General features: G+C 46.0%; 12 protein-coding genes and 1 other RNA gene. 6 read left to right on the forward strand and 7 right to left on the reverse strand.

The features are described 5' to 3' along the window. Positions 1 to 307: 307 nt before the first annotated feature. On the reverse strand, positions 308 to 2,530 hold the full coding sequence (locus Q0577_RS06735) for a DNA/RNA helicase domain-containing protein (RefSeq protein WP_298733988.1): 2,223 nt from the start codon (positions 2,528 to 2,530) through the stop codon (positions 308 to 310). Beyond that, a complete protein-coding gene (locus Q0577_RS06740) occupies positions 2,527 to 2,856 on the reverse strand; it encodes a nucleotide pyrophosphohydrolase (protein WP_298733990.1) in 330 nt (109 codons plus the stop codon). Before Q0577_RS06740 ends, Q0577_RS06735 begins: the two co-directional genes overlap by 4 nt. Positions 2,857 to 3,407: 551 nt before the next feature. Between Q0577_RS06740 and Q0577_RS06745 the strand changes: the two genes are divergently transcribed. Both Q0577_RS06745 and Q0577_RS06750 read left to right on the forward strand, forming a co-directional pair. Then, entirely contained in the window at positions 3,408 to 3,821 is a 414-nt protein-coding gene (locus tag Q0577_RS06745; protein WP_298733992.1) for a DUF6088 family protein, read from the forward strand. Continuing rightward, positions 3,811 to 4,212, forward strand: coding sequence for a nucleotidyl transferase AbiEii/AbiGii toxin family protein (locus tag Q0577_RS06750; RefSeq protein WP_298733994.1), 402 nt, complete (start codon positions 3,811 to 3,813; stop codon positions 4,210 to 4,212). Before Q0577_RS06745 ends, Q0577_RS06750 begins: the two co-directional genes overlap by 11 nt. A 205-nt stretch (positions 4,213 to 4,417) precedes the next feature. Here the strand turns inward: Q0577_RS06750 and ssrA are convergent. From ssrA to Q0577_RS06770, 4 genes are all read right to left on the reverse strand, one after another. After that, positions 4,418 to 4,792: a transfer-messenger RNA gene (gene ssrA, locus Q0577_RS06755) on the reverse strand. Positions 4,793 to 4,888: 96 nt separating this feature from the next. After that, a complete protein-coding gene (gene rseP / locus Q0577_RS06760) occupies positions 4,889 to 6,238 on the reverse strand; it encodes an RIP metalloprotease RseP (protein WP_298733995.1) in 1,350 nt (449 codons plus the stop codon). A 77-nt stretch (positions 6,239 to 6,315) separates the two neighbouring features. Further along, a complete protein-coding gene (locus Q0577_RS06765) occupies positions 6,316 to 7,482 on the reverse strand; it encodes a 1-deoxy-D-xylulose-5-phosphate reductoisomerase (protein WP_298733997.1) in 1,167 nt (388 codons plus the stop codon). Between the two features lie 69 nt (positions 7,483 to 7,551). Beyond that, positions 7,552 to 9,045, reverse strand: a complete 1,494-nt coding sequence (locus Q0577_RS06770; protein WP_298733999.1) for a GH3 auxin-responsive promoter family protein — start codon at positions 9,043 to 9,045, stop codon at positions 7,552 to 7,554. 374 nt (positions 9,046 to 9,419) lie between these two features. On the opposite strand from Q0577_RS06770, the gene rplU reads away from it, so the two are divergent. Together rplU and rpmA are read left to right on the forward strand one after the other, a co-directional pair. Then, on the forward strand, positions 9,420 to 9,722 hold the full coding sequence (gene rplU / locus Q0577_RS06775) for a 50S ribosomal protein L21 (RefSeq protein ID WP_298734001.1): 303 nt from the start codon (positions 9,420 to 9,422) through the stop codon (positions 9,720 to 9,722). Positions 9,723 to 9,751: 29 nt separating this feature from the next. Beyond that, positions 9,752 to 10,006 (forward strand): 50S ribosomal protein L27, encoded by a 255-nt coding sequence (rpmA, locus tag Q0577_RS06780; RefSeq protein ID WP_298734003.1) that lies wholly within the window; start codon positions 9,752 to 9,754, stop codon positions 10,004 to 10,006. 91 nt (positions 10,007 to 10,097) lie between these two features. On the opposite strand, the gene Q0577_RS06785 is transcribed toward rpmA, so the two are convergent. Beyond that, positions 10,098 to 10,457, reverse strand: a complete 360-nt coding sequence (locus Q0577_RS06785) for a hypothetical protein (RefSeq protein ID WP_298734005.1) — start codon at positions 10,455 to 10,457, stop codon at positions 10,098 to 10,100. A 149-nt stretch (positions 10,458 to 10,606) separates the two neighbouring features. On the opposite strand from Q0577_RS06785, the gene Q0577_RS06790 reads away from it, so the two are divergent. Next, entirely contained in the window at positions 10,607 to 12,283 is a 1,677-nt protein-coding gene (locus Q0577_RS06790; RefSeq protein ID WP_298734007.1) for a DNA polymerase/3'-5' exonuclease PolX, read from the forward strand. Between the two features lie 102 nt (positions 12,284 to 12,385). Then, a complete protein-coding gene (locus Q0577_RS06795) occupies positions 12,386 to 12,883 on the forward strand; it encodes a GNAT family N-acetyltransferase (protein ID WP_298734009.1) in 498 nt (165 codons plus the stop codon). Positions 12,884 to 13,063: the final 180 nt, after the last annotated feature.

Below are 13,063 nucleotides of genomic sequence, written 5' to 3' on the forward strand. Positions count from 1 at the left end.
ATCTTACACGGCCGTTATGTAACGTAGCGGCTCCGTTTAATTAGCTTACAACGCCGTTCTGTCAGGTGGAGCGTCCGTTCTGTTGTCTTACATGGCCGTTATGTAAAGTGGCGGCTCCGTTTAATCAGCTTACAACGCCGTTCTGTCAGGTGGAGCGTCTGTTCTGTTGTCTTACATGGCTGTTATGTAAAGTGGTGGCTCCGTTTAGCTAGCTTACAACGCCGTTCTGCGAGGTGGAGCGTCTGTTCTGTAGTCTTACATTGAAGTTCCGCTGGTCTGAAAAGGAATATCCGGCTTAAACAAGATCTCATGGGCACTTCTGACTATACAAAACCCTCTCAAAAATCCCGATAACTTCCAGTCTGGATAGCTCGCTTCCTTCAAGTACAATATCTCTGAATGAAGGGTTCGTGGAACAAGGTTTGAGAAGAACGCGCTCATGCTCCCACGTTCCGTCAGCGTTATACTGCTTTTCGCTGACGTATTCCTTAACCGTATAATTCGAACCGAAGTCAGCGTCCTGTATGTCCGAATGAGCAACTAATACAACTTCCCCGTTCCTGGTTCCCCCGGTATACTTACGAAATAAACAGATTGCCCCGTTAGGGATTTTCTTATTCATTGACTCACCTTCAACTTTACATGCAAAATGGTCTTTTGATATTCTTAAACCATTCTGCTGTCCGGCAAAGATCCATGTTGCATCTTCACTAACCAACTGCTGCCTGCTAAAGCTTCCGGCCGCCGCTTTCAAATTATAAAGGGGTACACTATTAACATATGGTATCATCTGCTCGTTTGTCCCGGTCTCATTGGGAACAATCTCATTATGCAAGGGGATGTGTTGTGCAAAGTACTCCCGGAGTGCTTCATCGCATACATAAATGTAGGTACCTTTAATTCCACGTAGCATCAACGTTTTGTAAATATTAATAATAAACGCCTTCAGCTGCCTGGGATCCTTAACACCATGCTTACCATTTCTGTCGTAATAATTATTCTGCTTAATTATAATTTCCCCTTTTCCTTTATCATAGCTGATTTCATTACCGAAAATGATACCGGTGTAATTTAGGTCATACCCTTGTACCGTATGAATACAGCCTACCTCATTAATAGCATTTGCTGAGTGTATCCAGTTTCGTTTTACACTATTCCATCTAAGCTTTAACTGCCCGATATTAATATCATAAGCTTTCTTATTCTTTTTTGAAGGCCATGGCCAGGCATACCCGGCTACTACCCTTGCAAGCTCCTCCTCGCCATCCTTCTTCCTGATATGCTCTATCATCTGGGACAGATCCTGAAAAAGCAGGAAATCATATTTCCTGAAACGAACTTTCTCCTGGCCTGGGATACGCCCACAATTCAGCAGGGCATCGATGAATCTTACATACATCAATCCTCCTTTTACACGAAATTGCGAATAGAGGAAATCAGTTTTCGTTGTTTTTCTGTTCTTTAAAAGATCGAACTTTTCCTGCGGCACATCTGAAGGTTTGACCGATTGAAATTCATCATAAAAGAGAATGCTTCTATCCGACCGCTTTAACACCCAGTCCAGTTCATCATCCTTGTCCTTATCAAATCCCAGCTCTTCAGATATCTTGTCAAAAACGCCAAAATAATTGCCCAGATTGCTCCGTCTCCGTAACCGATGCGCCTCATCGACCACTACTATATCATAGTGATTTTTTCTAAGATCAGCTGGACCAACTACCATATCAGCCCTTAATCCTTCCACATGCCTGAATATTGTTTGTACGGTTGCCCGAAAGGAGTCCATAGGAATTACCAGCGCCATTTCCGGACGTGGTAATTTTTGTTTTATTTGCTGTACAAGTTCTATTATCCGCTTATCTTCCGGCCCCAAAGCCCTGAAATTAAAGTCCTCTGCTGCCGTATGTAAAAGCTTAAAAAGGAAAACGGCCAATACTGTTTTCCCCGAACCTGCGCAACCTTCGATAACAGAACTTTTATATTGATCATCCAGTAAGGACTCAAGGATCAATATCAGACTTTTCGTTTGCGCTGCGTTTAACGATTTATATGGTGAATACTTAAAGAGATCAGAATTATCAATTTGCTTTAGCGTATGTTTTGCGATCCCTATTGAGCGAAATTCTTCCCATACAGACTGGAAAATACCATCATACAGTTCTTTCTTTTGATAGTAATTATGGTGAACCAGACCGAGATTACCATTTAACAGTTTGTACATACCGTCTCCGGACAAATATCTTATACAGTTAGCTTCAATGTCGAGCGTTGCTGATTTGTTGAACTGACTGCTGGAGATCAGATAGGCTTCCTGTAGCTTCTTCTTTTCAGGGTGATTTAAGTGGGTAATTAACCTGGTCTTTATGTCGATAGTCTCGCCAACATATGCGGCAGCATTCTTTTTATTTTTTTCTTTCAGCAAATAAACAACCGGCCAGAACTCTTCCGGAACTTCACTATTATCCAGTTGTCTGATTACCTCCGGGTTAAAATCATATTGCTTAATGGAATACTCCTGTGGGGTCTTCATAGCTCGTTGTATTTCCTGGCGCTGCCTTTAGCTTTTTCAATGGGATATTTTAAGGCATTCTTCTCTATCTTGTTACTTACAATTTCATTGATGTCAAACCCATACTTATCCGCTAACTGCAGGGCATAGGTAAAGATGTCTGCCAATTCCTCCTTTACCTTTTCGGGATCTGCTTCTTCGGCCTTTTTCCAGAGGAACAGTTCATTCAGTTCAGCGGCTTCGATGCTTATTGCTAAGGCCAGATCTTTTGCATTATGAAATTGGCTCCAGTCACGCTCTGCATTAAACTGCCTGATTTTGTTTATTAATGTTTGCAATTCGCCCATAAAATGCCTTTAGATCACCTAATTTAAGAAACAATTGCAGACGAAGATTAACCTCTTTCTCAATGCCCATCACCCGCATATCTTCAAAACAAAAAAGGCAGCCCATACGAACTGCCTTAATTTAACAAATTTATTCTGTGGAGCCGGCGGAACCGGAACCAAAAAATCTTTAAAAACGGTTGAAATGGCAGCATTTCCAGCCAAATGTGGAGTGGAGGGCACCACATTCGTTTTTAAAAGTGGAGCTGGCGGGGGCGACTGTTTTTCGGATTCCCCCTTGTCCATAGCATATCTTCGCGATTCTTGAACCCAATGTAACCGAATTTGTAACCGTAATAGGTTTGGATCAGGTATATAGGCATTAAAAGAAAGAGCTATATATCGGTGCTAAATTACTAAAAATACCCACAAAACTTATTCGTAACGGTAAGTTATTCAAATATAAAAGTTATTAAATCAGATAAAATCTGTGTTTCCAGGAATTACGTGAAAAGGCAAGTTTTATTTTTTCAAAATGTCGTATCTTTGTGATCAAATTATATTGATAATCAATGAAAAAGAAGAGGACTTTGGAAAGCAGAATGTATGAGCGTATCCGGCGGACGAAGTCTACCGTGTTGCTTCGGCAAGATTTTGCGGATCTTGGTGATTATGACCAGGTCGGCCGCGGGCTTAAATCATTGACTGAAAAGCAGAAACTGATCAAAATTAGCCAGGGAATATATGCAAAGACACGGAAATCAGTGGCGACAGGCAAGATTATTCCGGCCGAACCATTGCCTGATCTGGCGAAGAAAGCTTTGAATAGGCTGGGTATTAAGACTAGTCTTACCCAAGCGGAAATTGCATACGAGCAAGGGCGATCTACACAAATACCCACAGGCCGCCAAATTGCGGTCAATAGACGAATAACCCGAAGGATTGGGTTCAATGAAGCGTATATCAACTTCGAGTATGCCAGATAAGCAGTTGATCGAAGACGCAGCAGCTGAGTTGGGTATTAGCAAGGCCTTTGTTGAAAAGGACTGGCATGTAGTCCAAGTGCTCCAAATAATTTCATCGATACAAACGGAAGATCTTCTACTTACATTTACCGGAGGAACCTCCTTGTCAAAAGCGCATAAAATTTTAAAGCGATTTTCAGAAGACATAGATTTTACGGTTACCCCGCGATCATTCATGATGCATCACCAGCAAATCTTCCATGCTAGCCTTTTTCAGGGCAGCCATTCTAACTTTTTTATGGCACCGACGGCACTTTACCGCCGGGGAGCTCTTCCTAAAAAGCAACAACACGGTTTTTCCAAGAGATTCGGTTACAAACTAAAGGAGGGGCAATGTAACCGAAAAACGTAACCGATCCAGGCAGATCAGAATAGATTCATATGGATCCCTTTTTTTTGGAGGGTTGATTTAGCCAGCTACGCACTTATATTAAAGTAGTGCGTCACAATCAGCAAACATGTAAACAATATGTTTAAAGATTGAAATTGAGCCAATTAAAATCAACATACGAAGACTTTAGCCAATAAAAAAAGGATATCCGAGACAGATATCCTTTCTGTGGAGCCGGCGGGAATCGAACCCGCGTCCAAACATATTCCCCAAAAGCTTTCTACATGCTTATTTACGCATTGTTCTGTCGGGACTCGGCAGGGGCGCAACAAACCAACCTCGTCCTTATCCGTTTAAGCTTCAATGCTCACTCACGGAAACCATGAGCATCTATCCTCCTAGGTTTGATGATTCAGCGGCGGCTGTCTTAGCAGGCGCAGACTAGCGGCGGCTATAATGGGTGTCTAATCGCTGATTAGGCAGCCATGGCGTAGTTAGATTCGCCAATTATAGTTTGTATATTCAGATTTACGTGCTAATTATACAACGCACGACATGCTTACACTTTCAAAGACCTATGCTGTCAAAACCAGGCGACCCCAGTTGAACTGCAAATATACGGAAAATTCAGCTATTAGCAGTTAGCTATTAGCAATCATCCGCAGCTAACCGCTAACCGCCAATAGCTAAAAGCTATTTAAGAAAACCACTTACTAAAGATATTCCTCCACAGGTCCAGCCCGTTGGCATACAGCAACAAGCCGAACAATATCACCATGCCCACGATCTGTGCATATTCCAGGAATTTTTCGCCGGGCTTGCGGCCGGTAACCATTTCGTACAGCAGGAATAACACATGACCGCCATCCAGCGCAGGGATCGGCAGGATGTTCATAAAGGCCAGGATAACAGACAGCAGGGCCGTCATTTCCCAGAAAGACATCCAGTCCCACTCGCCGGGAAAAAGGTTGCCAATGCTCAGGAAGCCGCCCACTGACTCGCTTGCCTTTACTTCCTTGGACACAAAGATCAGCCGCAGCTGCTGCACATATTTTACCAGGGTATTGATACACTTGTTAAAACCAGCCGGGATGGCCTCAAAGAAGCTGTATTTTTTGGTGTTCAGGGAGAAGAACTTGGTCATGTCCCGGTCAAAGTATACGCCAATCAGGCCGCTCTCGGGAACTTTCATTTTGAAGTTCAGGGTGTCTTTTCCGCGTACGGCGCCCACCTGGATCTCCTGTTTGGCCCGTCCCTTCATCTTCTTCCGGAAATCACTGAAGTATTCCGTTGATTCGCCGTTGAGGGAGACGATCTTATCTCCTTTTTTCAGGCCGGCCTTTTCCCCAACGGATTCTTTCTCAAAGTCAGATACGATATACGGTACCCTGGGAATGGCAAAGGGAGATTTCTGCTTGATCATCTGCCGGATGAACCCCGGGGGGATTGCAATGTTCATCTGCTGACCGTTACGGTCTACCTGGATGCTCTTCGCCTCATGCAGGATGATCTCCGCAGGGATGGCGCTGAAGTTCTCCACGGCAACACCGTCAACAGACAGTATCTTGTCGCCGTCACGCATACCAACGCTTTCCGCCAGGGAATCTACTGCCACTCCGTATTTCACGGCGGTGGTAGGCAGGTAGGTTTCGCCCCAGTACCATAACATCATTGCATATATCAGGAAGGCTAATATCAGGTTAACGGTTACGCCGCCGATCATAATAATGAGGCGCTGCCAGGCGGGTTTGGAACGGAACTCCCAGGGCTGGGGCGCCTTGGCCATCTGGTCGCGATCCATACTCTCATCGATCATCCCCGAGATCTTTACATAGCCGCCCAGGGGCAGCCAGCCTACTCCGTATTCGGTTTCGCCTTTCTTGAACTTTAGTAAGGAAAACCAGGGATCAAAGAAGAGATAGAACTTTTCTACCTTGGTCTTGAATAGCTTGGCCGGGATAAAGTGCCCTAATTCGTGCAATACTACAAGGATAGACAGCGATAGGATCAGCTGTCCGGCCTTCACTAATATTTCTTGTGTTGTCATGTAACTTAAAGGATCTAAACAGATAAAAGCATCCGCCTGTTAAAATATTACAATTATTACGATTATTACGAATGATTTCAGATCACAATGGAATTGATCAGCGCAGCTGCATGCTCACGGGCGGCAGTATCGCTTTCATAATAATCGTGTAAGGTGGGCACTTCAATGAAGGGCACCTTTACCAGGGTTTCCTCTATTACTTCCGTCATCTGCAGGAACCCGATCCGGTTTTTCAGGAAGGCATGCACCACTTCTTCATTAGCCGCATTCAGCACACAGGCCGCGTTGCCGCCCTTTCTGAGTGCTTCTATGGCTACAGCAAGGTTACGGAAAGTTTTAACATCTGGCTGCTCAAAAGTGAGGGAAGGGTAGTTTTTGAATGAGAACCTCGGGAAATCGTTGGACAGGCGATCCGGATACCCCAGCGCATATTGTATAGGCAGTTTCATATCCGGCAGGCCCATCTGTGCCTTGATAGAGCCGTCGTTGAACTGCACCAGCGAATGTAAGATGGATTGCGGATGGATCACTACCTCGATCTGGTCAGGTTCCAGGTCAAACAGCCAGCGCGCCTCGATCATTTCCAGCCCTTTATTCATCAGGGTGGCAGAGTCGATGGTTATTTTGGCGCCCATGCTCCAGTTAGGATGCTGCAGGGCATGATCTTTCTTTACATTGATAAGGAAATTGGGCTTCTTACCCAGGAAGGGCCCGCCGGAAGCGGTGAGGATCACCTTTTCCACCTGGCTGGCGCGTTCGCCCTGCAGGCATTGGAAGATAGCCGAATGTTCGGAATCTACCGGGATAACGGGTACATTCCTTTTCCTGGCGGCGGCCATTACGATATCTCCGGCCACTACCAGGGTCTCTTTATTGGCCAGTGCCACAGGGGTACCGTGCTCAATAGCAGATAAGGTGGGGGCCAGGCCAGCGAAGCCCATGATGGCGGCCAGCATTATATCTATATTATCCCAGGCAGCCACCTCTACCATGGCGCGGCTACCGGCAAATACCTTGATCCCTTTGTCGAATAATACGTTCTTTACGTTTTCATACTTGCCTTCGTCGGCTATTACCACGGCATTAGGCCTGAATTTCAGGGCCTGCTCTATCAGCAGGTCTGCATTCTGGCGGGCGGTCAGCACCTCTACCCTGAACTTGTCAGGATGTGCGGCTATCACGTCCAATGCCTGTATACCAATGGAACCGGTGGAGCCAAATATGGCTATGTTCTTCTTAGTCATTGTACAATAATATCAATTATCACTGATTTAAGATTGCATGGCTACTGTTAAATGTTTTGCAATCTTTTGTCACTGAAGATATTGCATCAGCTGTTCTGCCAGCGTTCTGTCGTTGCTTAAACGGGGTACTTTATTCTGTCCGCCCAGCTTACCGATGGATTTCATAAAATCTATAAATCCCTGCCGGCGGATAGGCCTGATCTTCAGGGGTTGTAATATATTACCTGTCAGCAGATCATTATAATAAATGTTCTTTTGCCTGAGGTGATGATCTACCTTGGCTGCAAAGGTAGACAAATCAGCCGGCATGGTTTCAAACTCGATGAACCACTCATGGTAAGGCAGTTCTCCATTGGTTTGTACCATAGGCGCCACTGTAAATTCGGTGATCCGTACCTGTTCTTCCGCTGCTACTTTCATCAGGCTGTACTCTACCTCCTCTCCGATCACGTGCTCGCCAAAGGCGGATATAAAATGCTTTATGCGGCCCGTTACTACCAGCCGGTAAGGGTTCAGCGACACGAATTTAACGGTATCGCCAATATTATAACCCCACAAACCCGCATTGCTATTGATGATCAGGGCATAGTTCACGCCCAGCTCCACTTCCCTGAGCGAGAGGCGGGTGGGGTTTTCGGAAAAAATCTCCTGTGCGGGAACGAATTCGAAAAATATACCGGAATTGGTATTCAGCAGCAGGCCTTCCTGTCCCTGTGTATCCTGGAAGGCGATGAAGCCCTCTGATGCCGGGAAGGTTTCGATGGTGTGTATCGGTCTGCCGATGGATTCCATCAGCTTGGCGCGGTAGGGCTCAAAGTTTACACCGCCGTACACCAGCAGGTCCAGGTTTTTGAACAGCTCTCCCACAGATTTTCCGCTGCGTTCAGTGAGCCGGTCAAAGTACATCTGCACCCATGGCGGAATACCGCTGATCAGGGTCATGTCCTGTTTAATGGTCTCATCCACTATCTTGTCAAGCTTGGTCTCCCAGTCTTCGATACAATTGGTTTCGTAGGTGGGCAGCTGGTTGGTGCGCAGGTAGCCCGGAACGTGGTGGTTCACTATACCGCTCAGCCGGCCGGTAGGGATGCCGCCTACCCGCTCCAGTTCAGGAGAGCCGGAGAGAAAGATCAGCTTACCGTCGGCAAAGGCCGTATTACCGGTTTCCGCCATGTACATCAGCAGGGCGTTACGGGCGGTATCGATATGATTGGAAATGGAATCTTTGCTGATGGGTATATATTTAATACCGCTGGTAGTGCCGGAAGTTTTGGCAAGGTATATTGGCTGGCCTTTCCAGAGCACGTTATGCCTTCCTTCCTTTATCTTATTAATATATGGCTTGAACTGCTCATAGTCCCGGATGGGAACAGCCGCTTTAAAATCGTTATATGTCTGGACGGCGTCAAACTTGTGGTCTTTGCCAAAATCCGTTTTTCTGCCTGTTTTTATCAAATCCTCCAGGATACTCTCCTGGTCTTCTACCGCCCTTTGCATCTCCTTCCTGATCCTGCCGTTAACAATGGAAGCAAATGGTTTGGCAAGTAGTGACTTAAACTTCATGCCCTATAGTTTAAAAATGAAAATAGTCCATTATTGAAATGACAAAAGTATAAAAATTGCAGGGGCAAGATAACGGTTTTTATTAACAGTGATCCGGACCATGGTCGATAGTCCATAGTCCACAGCCTGTCACCTGAGGCGGGAAAGCCCGTTCAGAAACTATTCTGCAGACCGGGGTTATGGACGGTGGACCAGGGACTATGGTCTATAATCAAAAAAAACGTATCTTTGAAAAGAATAAGCTCTTTCTCAATTAGGGTCATTAGCTTATATGTTGCGATTTGCTTTTAATTTAGCAATACTAAAAAAAAGCAGAAAAGTTTGTCATTTAGAAAACAAGTGGTACTTTTGCAGGAAATTATTTTTGGATAACTATGTTTGCAGTTGTAAAAATCGCAGGTCAGCAATTTAAAGTGCAAAAAGACCAGGAAATCTTCGTACAGCAGTTAGAGGGTAACGTTGGCGACAAAGTTGAATTCTCTGAAGTGCTGTTAACAGATAACGCTGGCGCGCTGACAATAGGTACTGATGTAAAATCAGTGGTAAAAGCAGAGATCCTTGGCCATGTACAGGGTGATAAAGTGATCGCTTTCAAGATGAAGAGAAGAAAAGGCTTCAGAAAGAAAATCGGTCATCGCGCACACTTTACGAAGATCAAGATCAATGATATTGCTTAATTTCTTAAAAGTATAAACTCTAGAATAGAATGGCACACAAAAAAGGTGAAGGTAGCGTTAAGAACGGCCGCGATTCCCAAAGCAAAAGGCTGGGAGTAAAGATTTTCGGTGGGCAACCTGCTATTGCCGGTAACATAATTATCCGCCAGAGGGGTACCGTATACCATCCTGGTCAGAACGTAGGCCTTGGTAAAGATTTTACAATTTTTGCCACTGCTGATGGTGTAGTTGAATTCCGTAAAGGACGTGAGAATAAAACCTACGTTTCCGTTAAGAGCATTTAATTTGACACCACCGCGCAGGTGAAAGGCCTGTAATACGGTGATTGCCATAAAGTTTTTTTTAATACCCAATTTTTCATTTACTAACCCAAATTCAAAAAACAATGGCAACAATTAAAAAAGCTGCTAAAAAAGCAGCGCCTAAGAAAAAAGCTGCTGCTAAGAAAGCTGCGCCTAAAAAGAAAGCTGCTGCTAAAAAAGCTGCTCCTAAAAAAGCTGCTCCTAAAAAGAAAGCTGCTGCTAAGAAAGCCGCTCCTAAAAAGAAAGCTGCTGCTAAGAAAGCCGCTCCTAAAAAGAAAGCTGCTGCTAAGAAAGCTGCTCCTAAAAAGAAAGCTGCTGCCAAGAAGGCTGCTCCTAAGAAGAAAGCCGCTGCCAAGAAAGCTGCGCCTAAGAAGAAAGCTGCTGCCAAGAAGAAATCTTCTCCTGCATCTCCTTCTCCTTCAGCACCTTCCACTCCGGCTGCACTGTAAGATCGGATTTACAACTTGTAGAATAAAGATCCCGGCACACAATGCCGGGATCTTTTTTTTGCCCCTGCCCCACCTGGTGTTATCGAAAACCATAAATCTTATTAGCTTGCGGTTCTTAGCCAAAAGCCCATTTATGGATAACTACAGCATAGCCGATAACTTCTCCCTCCTGTCCAAACTGATGGACATCCACGGTGAGGACAGCTTTAAAGCCAAATCATTTGCCACTGCCGCCTTCACCATCGAAAAGCTGCCACTGCAGCTGAAAGACACACCCGCCGAAGAGATAGGCCGCATAAAAGGTATTGGCAGCTCCACCAGCAAAGCCATCCAGGAGATGCTGCTGACCGGCCGATTATCCCTGCTGGAAACCTTTGTAGCCAAAACGCCGCCGGGTATCCTTGAAATGCTGAAAATAAAAGGCCTGGGACCCAGGAAAATAGCTGCCATCTGGAAAGAACTCGAGGTGGAAAACCTGGGTGAGCTGCTCTACGCCTGTAATGAAAACCGCCTGATGCTGCTGAAAGGATTCGGACAGAAAACACAGGACAGCGTACAGCAAAGCATAGAGTTCTACTTCTCCAACCGCGAAAGGTTTCTCTACGCAGAAGTAGCCAGCCTGGCGCAGGACCTGGAAAAACGCCTGCAGCAGGCTTTAGCCCCCGCACCGGTTTCATTGACCGGGCACATTCGCCGCACAGAAATAATCATCGATGAAATAGCGCTGGTAGCCGGCGCCGCAGCCTCCACCATCCAGCAACACCTGGAAGCAATACCCGCATTCAAACTGCTGGAAGCTACCACGGAGTCACAGCTATGGCAACACGAACAACTGGTGAAGATCCGTATCTATCCCTGCCAACCCAATGACTTTGCCAGAACGCTGTTTGTCACCACCGCAGATCCTGATTTTCTTGAACACCTTGACGCCGGCGGCAACGCAGCCACCTTCCTCGAAGGCAGTAAAACGGAGACGGATATCTTTGAAAAAGCCGGACTGGATTACATTGAGCCCTGTATGCGCAACGGCGGACTGTCCATTGACCTGGCCCGGCGGAAACAGCTACCCCAACTGATCAAGCCCGAAGACATCAAAGGCATTATCCACTCGCACAGCCAGTGGAGCGATGGTCTGCACAGCCTGGAAGCCATGGCCCTGGCAGCTAAAGCACAGGGACTGGAATACCTGGTGATCAGCGATCACTCCCGCTCCGCCTTCTACGCCAATGGTCTCAGTATTGAACGTGTACAGGAACAGCATGCACAGATCGATGAACTGAATAAAAAACTTGCGCCTTTCCGCATTTTTAAGAGCATAGAGGCCGATATCCTGAACGATGGAAGCCTGGACTACCCCGACGAAGTGCTGGCCACATTTGACCTCGTAATCGCTTCTGTGCACTCCAACCTGAAAATGACGGAAGAAAAAGCAATGGCCCGTTTACTCAAAGCTATCAGCAACCCCTATACTACCATACTGGGGCATATGACCGGCCGCCTGCTGCTGAGCCGTAACGGCTACCCGGTAAACCACCAGCAGATCATCGATGCCTGCGTTGCCCACGGCGTGGTGATAGAATTAAACGCCCACCCCCGCCGCCTGGATATAGACTGGCAATGGTTGCCTTACGCGCTGGAAAAACATGCGCTCATCTCCATCGACCCCGATGCACACAGCATAGACGGCTTTGCCGATACCTGCTACGGTACCCTGGCAGCCCGCAAAGGCGGCCTTACAAAGGAACGCAACCTGAGCAGCTTTAGCAGGGAGGGCCTTGAAGCGTTTCTGGAGGCACGAAAAAACCGGTAATTAATAAGGAATAATTAATAATAGTGGGACGAGGGGCTAACCTGGACTGTCCCAAAGCCGCAACGCTTAATTATTAATTTTTAATTCTTAACGCTACAAAGCATGGACCTGACAATAAGAGAAGCGACAACAACAGACATCACACTCATACAGGAACTCACGGAGAGGATATGGCGGCCAACGTATCAACATATATTGTCTGCGGAGCAGATAGATTACATGATCGATCTGATGTATAGCACGGCTTCGCTTCGAAGGCAGATGGAGGCGCTGGAACATCAGTTTATACTGTTGTATGATGGTACAACAGCTATCGGGTTTGCGGCTTACAGCACTACCGATGCAGCTGGCATTTATAAACTGCATAAGATCTACCTGGATGGCGGCTACCAGGGAAAGGGCGTTGGTAAATTCCTGATAAATGCCGTAATAACGCGTGTAAAAGCGCAGCAGGGCCATATACTGGAGCTGGATGTGAACCGGCATAACAAAGCCCGCCATTTCTACGAAAAGCAGGGATTCGTGGTGGTGAAAGAGAAAGATACGGATATAGGTCAGGGCTATCTGATGAACGACTATGTGATGCAGAAAACACTATAGGCATAAAATAAGCAGCCTGGTAAGAAATACCAGGCTGTTTCCCATGTTAACCATTAAAAAGACACAACTTCATTTATGTTTTCGATGCTCTGTAAGTGTATACGGTAATAAGCCTACCGTTTATATTAGTATTTACGACAATGCTATCCGCCCGGATTTAGTTTGCCGCAACTTTTTCTA

The organism is uncultured Chitinophaga sp. (assembly GCF_937898475.1).
Classification (GTDB): Bacteria; Bacteroidota; Bacteroidia; order Chitinophagales; family Chitinophagaceae; genus Chitinophaga.

Excerpts from the sequence above, each read along its gene's own strand:
- Q0577_RS06745 (WP_298733992.1), top strand. The coding sequence starts at position 3,408 with ATGAAAAAGAAGAGGACTTTGGAAAGCAGAATGTATGAGCGTATCCGG.
- Q0577_RS06750 (WP_298733994.1), top strand. The coding sequence starts at position 3,811 with ATGCCAGATAAGCAGTTGATCGAAGACGCAGCAGCTGAGTTGGGTATT.
- Q0577_RS06795 (WP_298734009.1), top strand. The coding sequence starts at position 12,386 with ATGGACCTGACAATAAGAGAAGCGACAACAACAGACATCACACTCATA.
- rplU (WP_298734001.1), top strand. The coding sequence starts at position 9,420 with ATGTTTGCAGTTGTAAAAATCGCAGGTCAGCAATTTAAAGTGCAAAAA.
- Q0577_RS06790 (WP_298734007.1), top strand. The coding sequence starts at position 10,607 with ATGGATAACTACAGCATAGCCGATAACTTCTCCCTCCTGTCCAAACTG.
- rpmA (WP_298734003.1), top strand. The coding sequence starts at position 9,752 with ATGGCACACAAAAAAGGTGAAGGTAGCGTTAAGAACGGCCGCGATTCC.
- Q0577_RS06735 (WP_298733988.1), bottom strand. The coding sequence starts at position 2,530 with ATGAAGACCCCACAGGAGTATTCCATTAAGCAATATGATTTTAACCCG.
- Q0577_RS06740 (WP_298733990.1), bottom strand. The coding sequence starts at position 2,856 with ATGGGCGAATTGCAAACATTAATAAACAAAATCAGGCAGTTTAATGCA.
- rseP (WP_298733995.1), bottom strand. The coding sequence starts at position 6,238 with ATGACAACACAAGAAATATTAGTGAAGGCCGGACAGCTGATCCTATCG.
- Q0577_RS06765 (WP_298733997.1), bottom strand. The coding sequence starts at position 7,482 with ATGACTAAGAAGAACATAGCCATATTTGGCTCCACCGGTTCCATTGGT.
- Q0577_RS06770 (WP_298733999.1), bottom strand. The coding sequence starts at position 9,045 with ATGAAGTTTAAGTCACTACTTGCCAAACCATTTGCTTCCATTGTTAAC.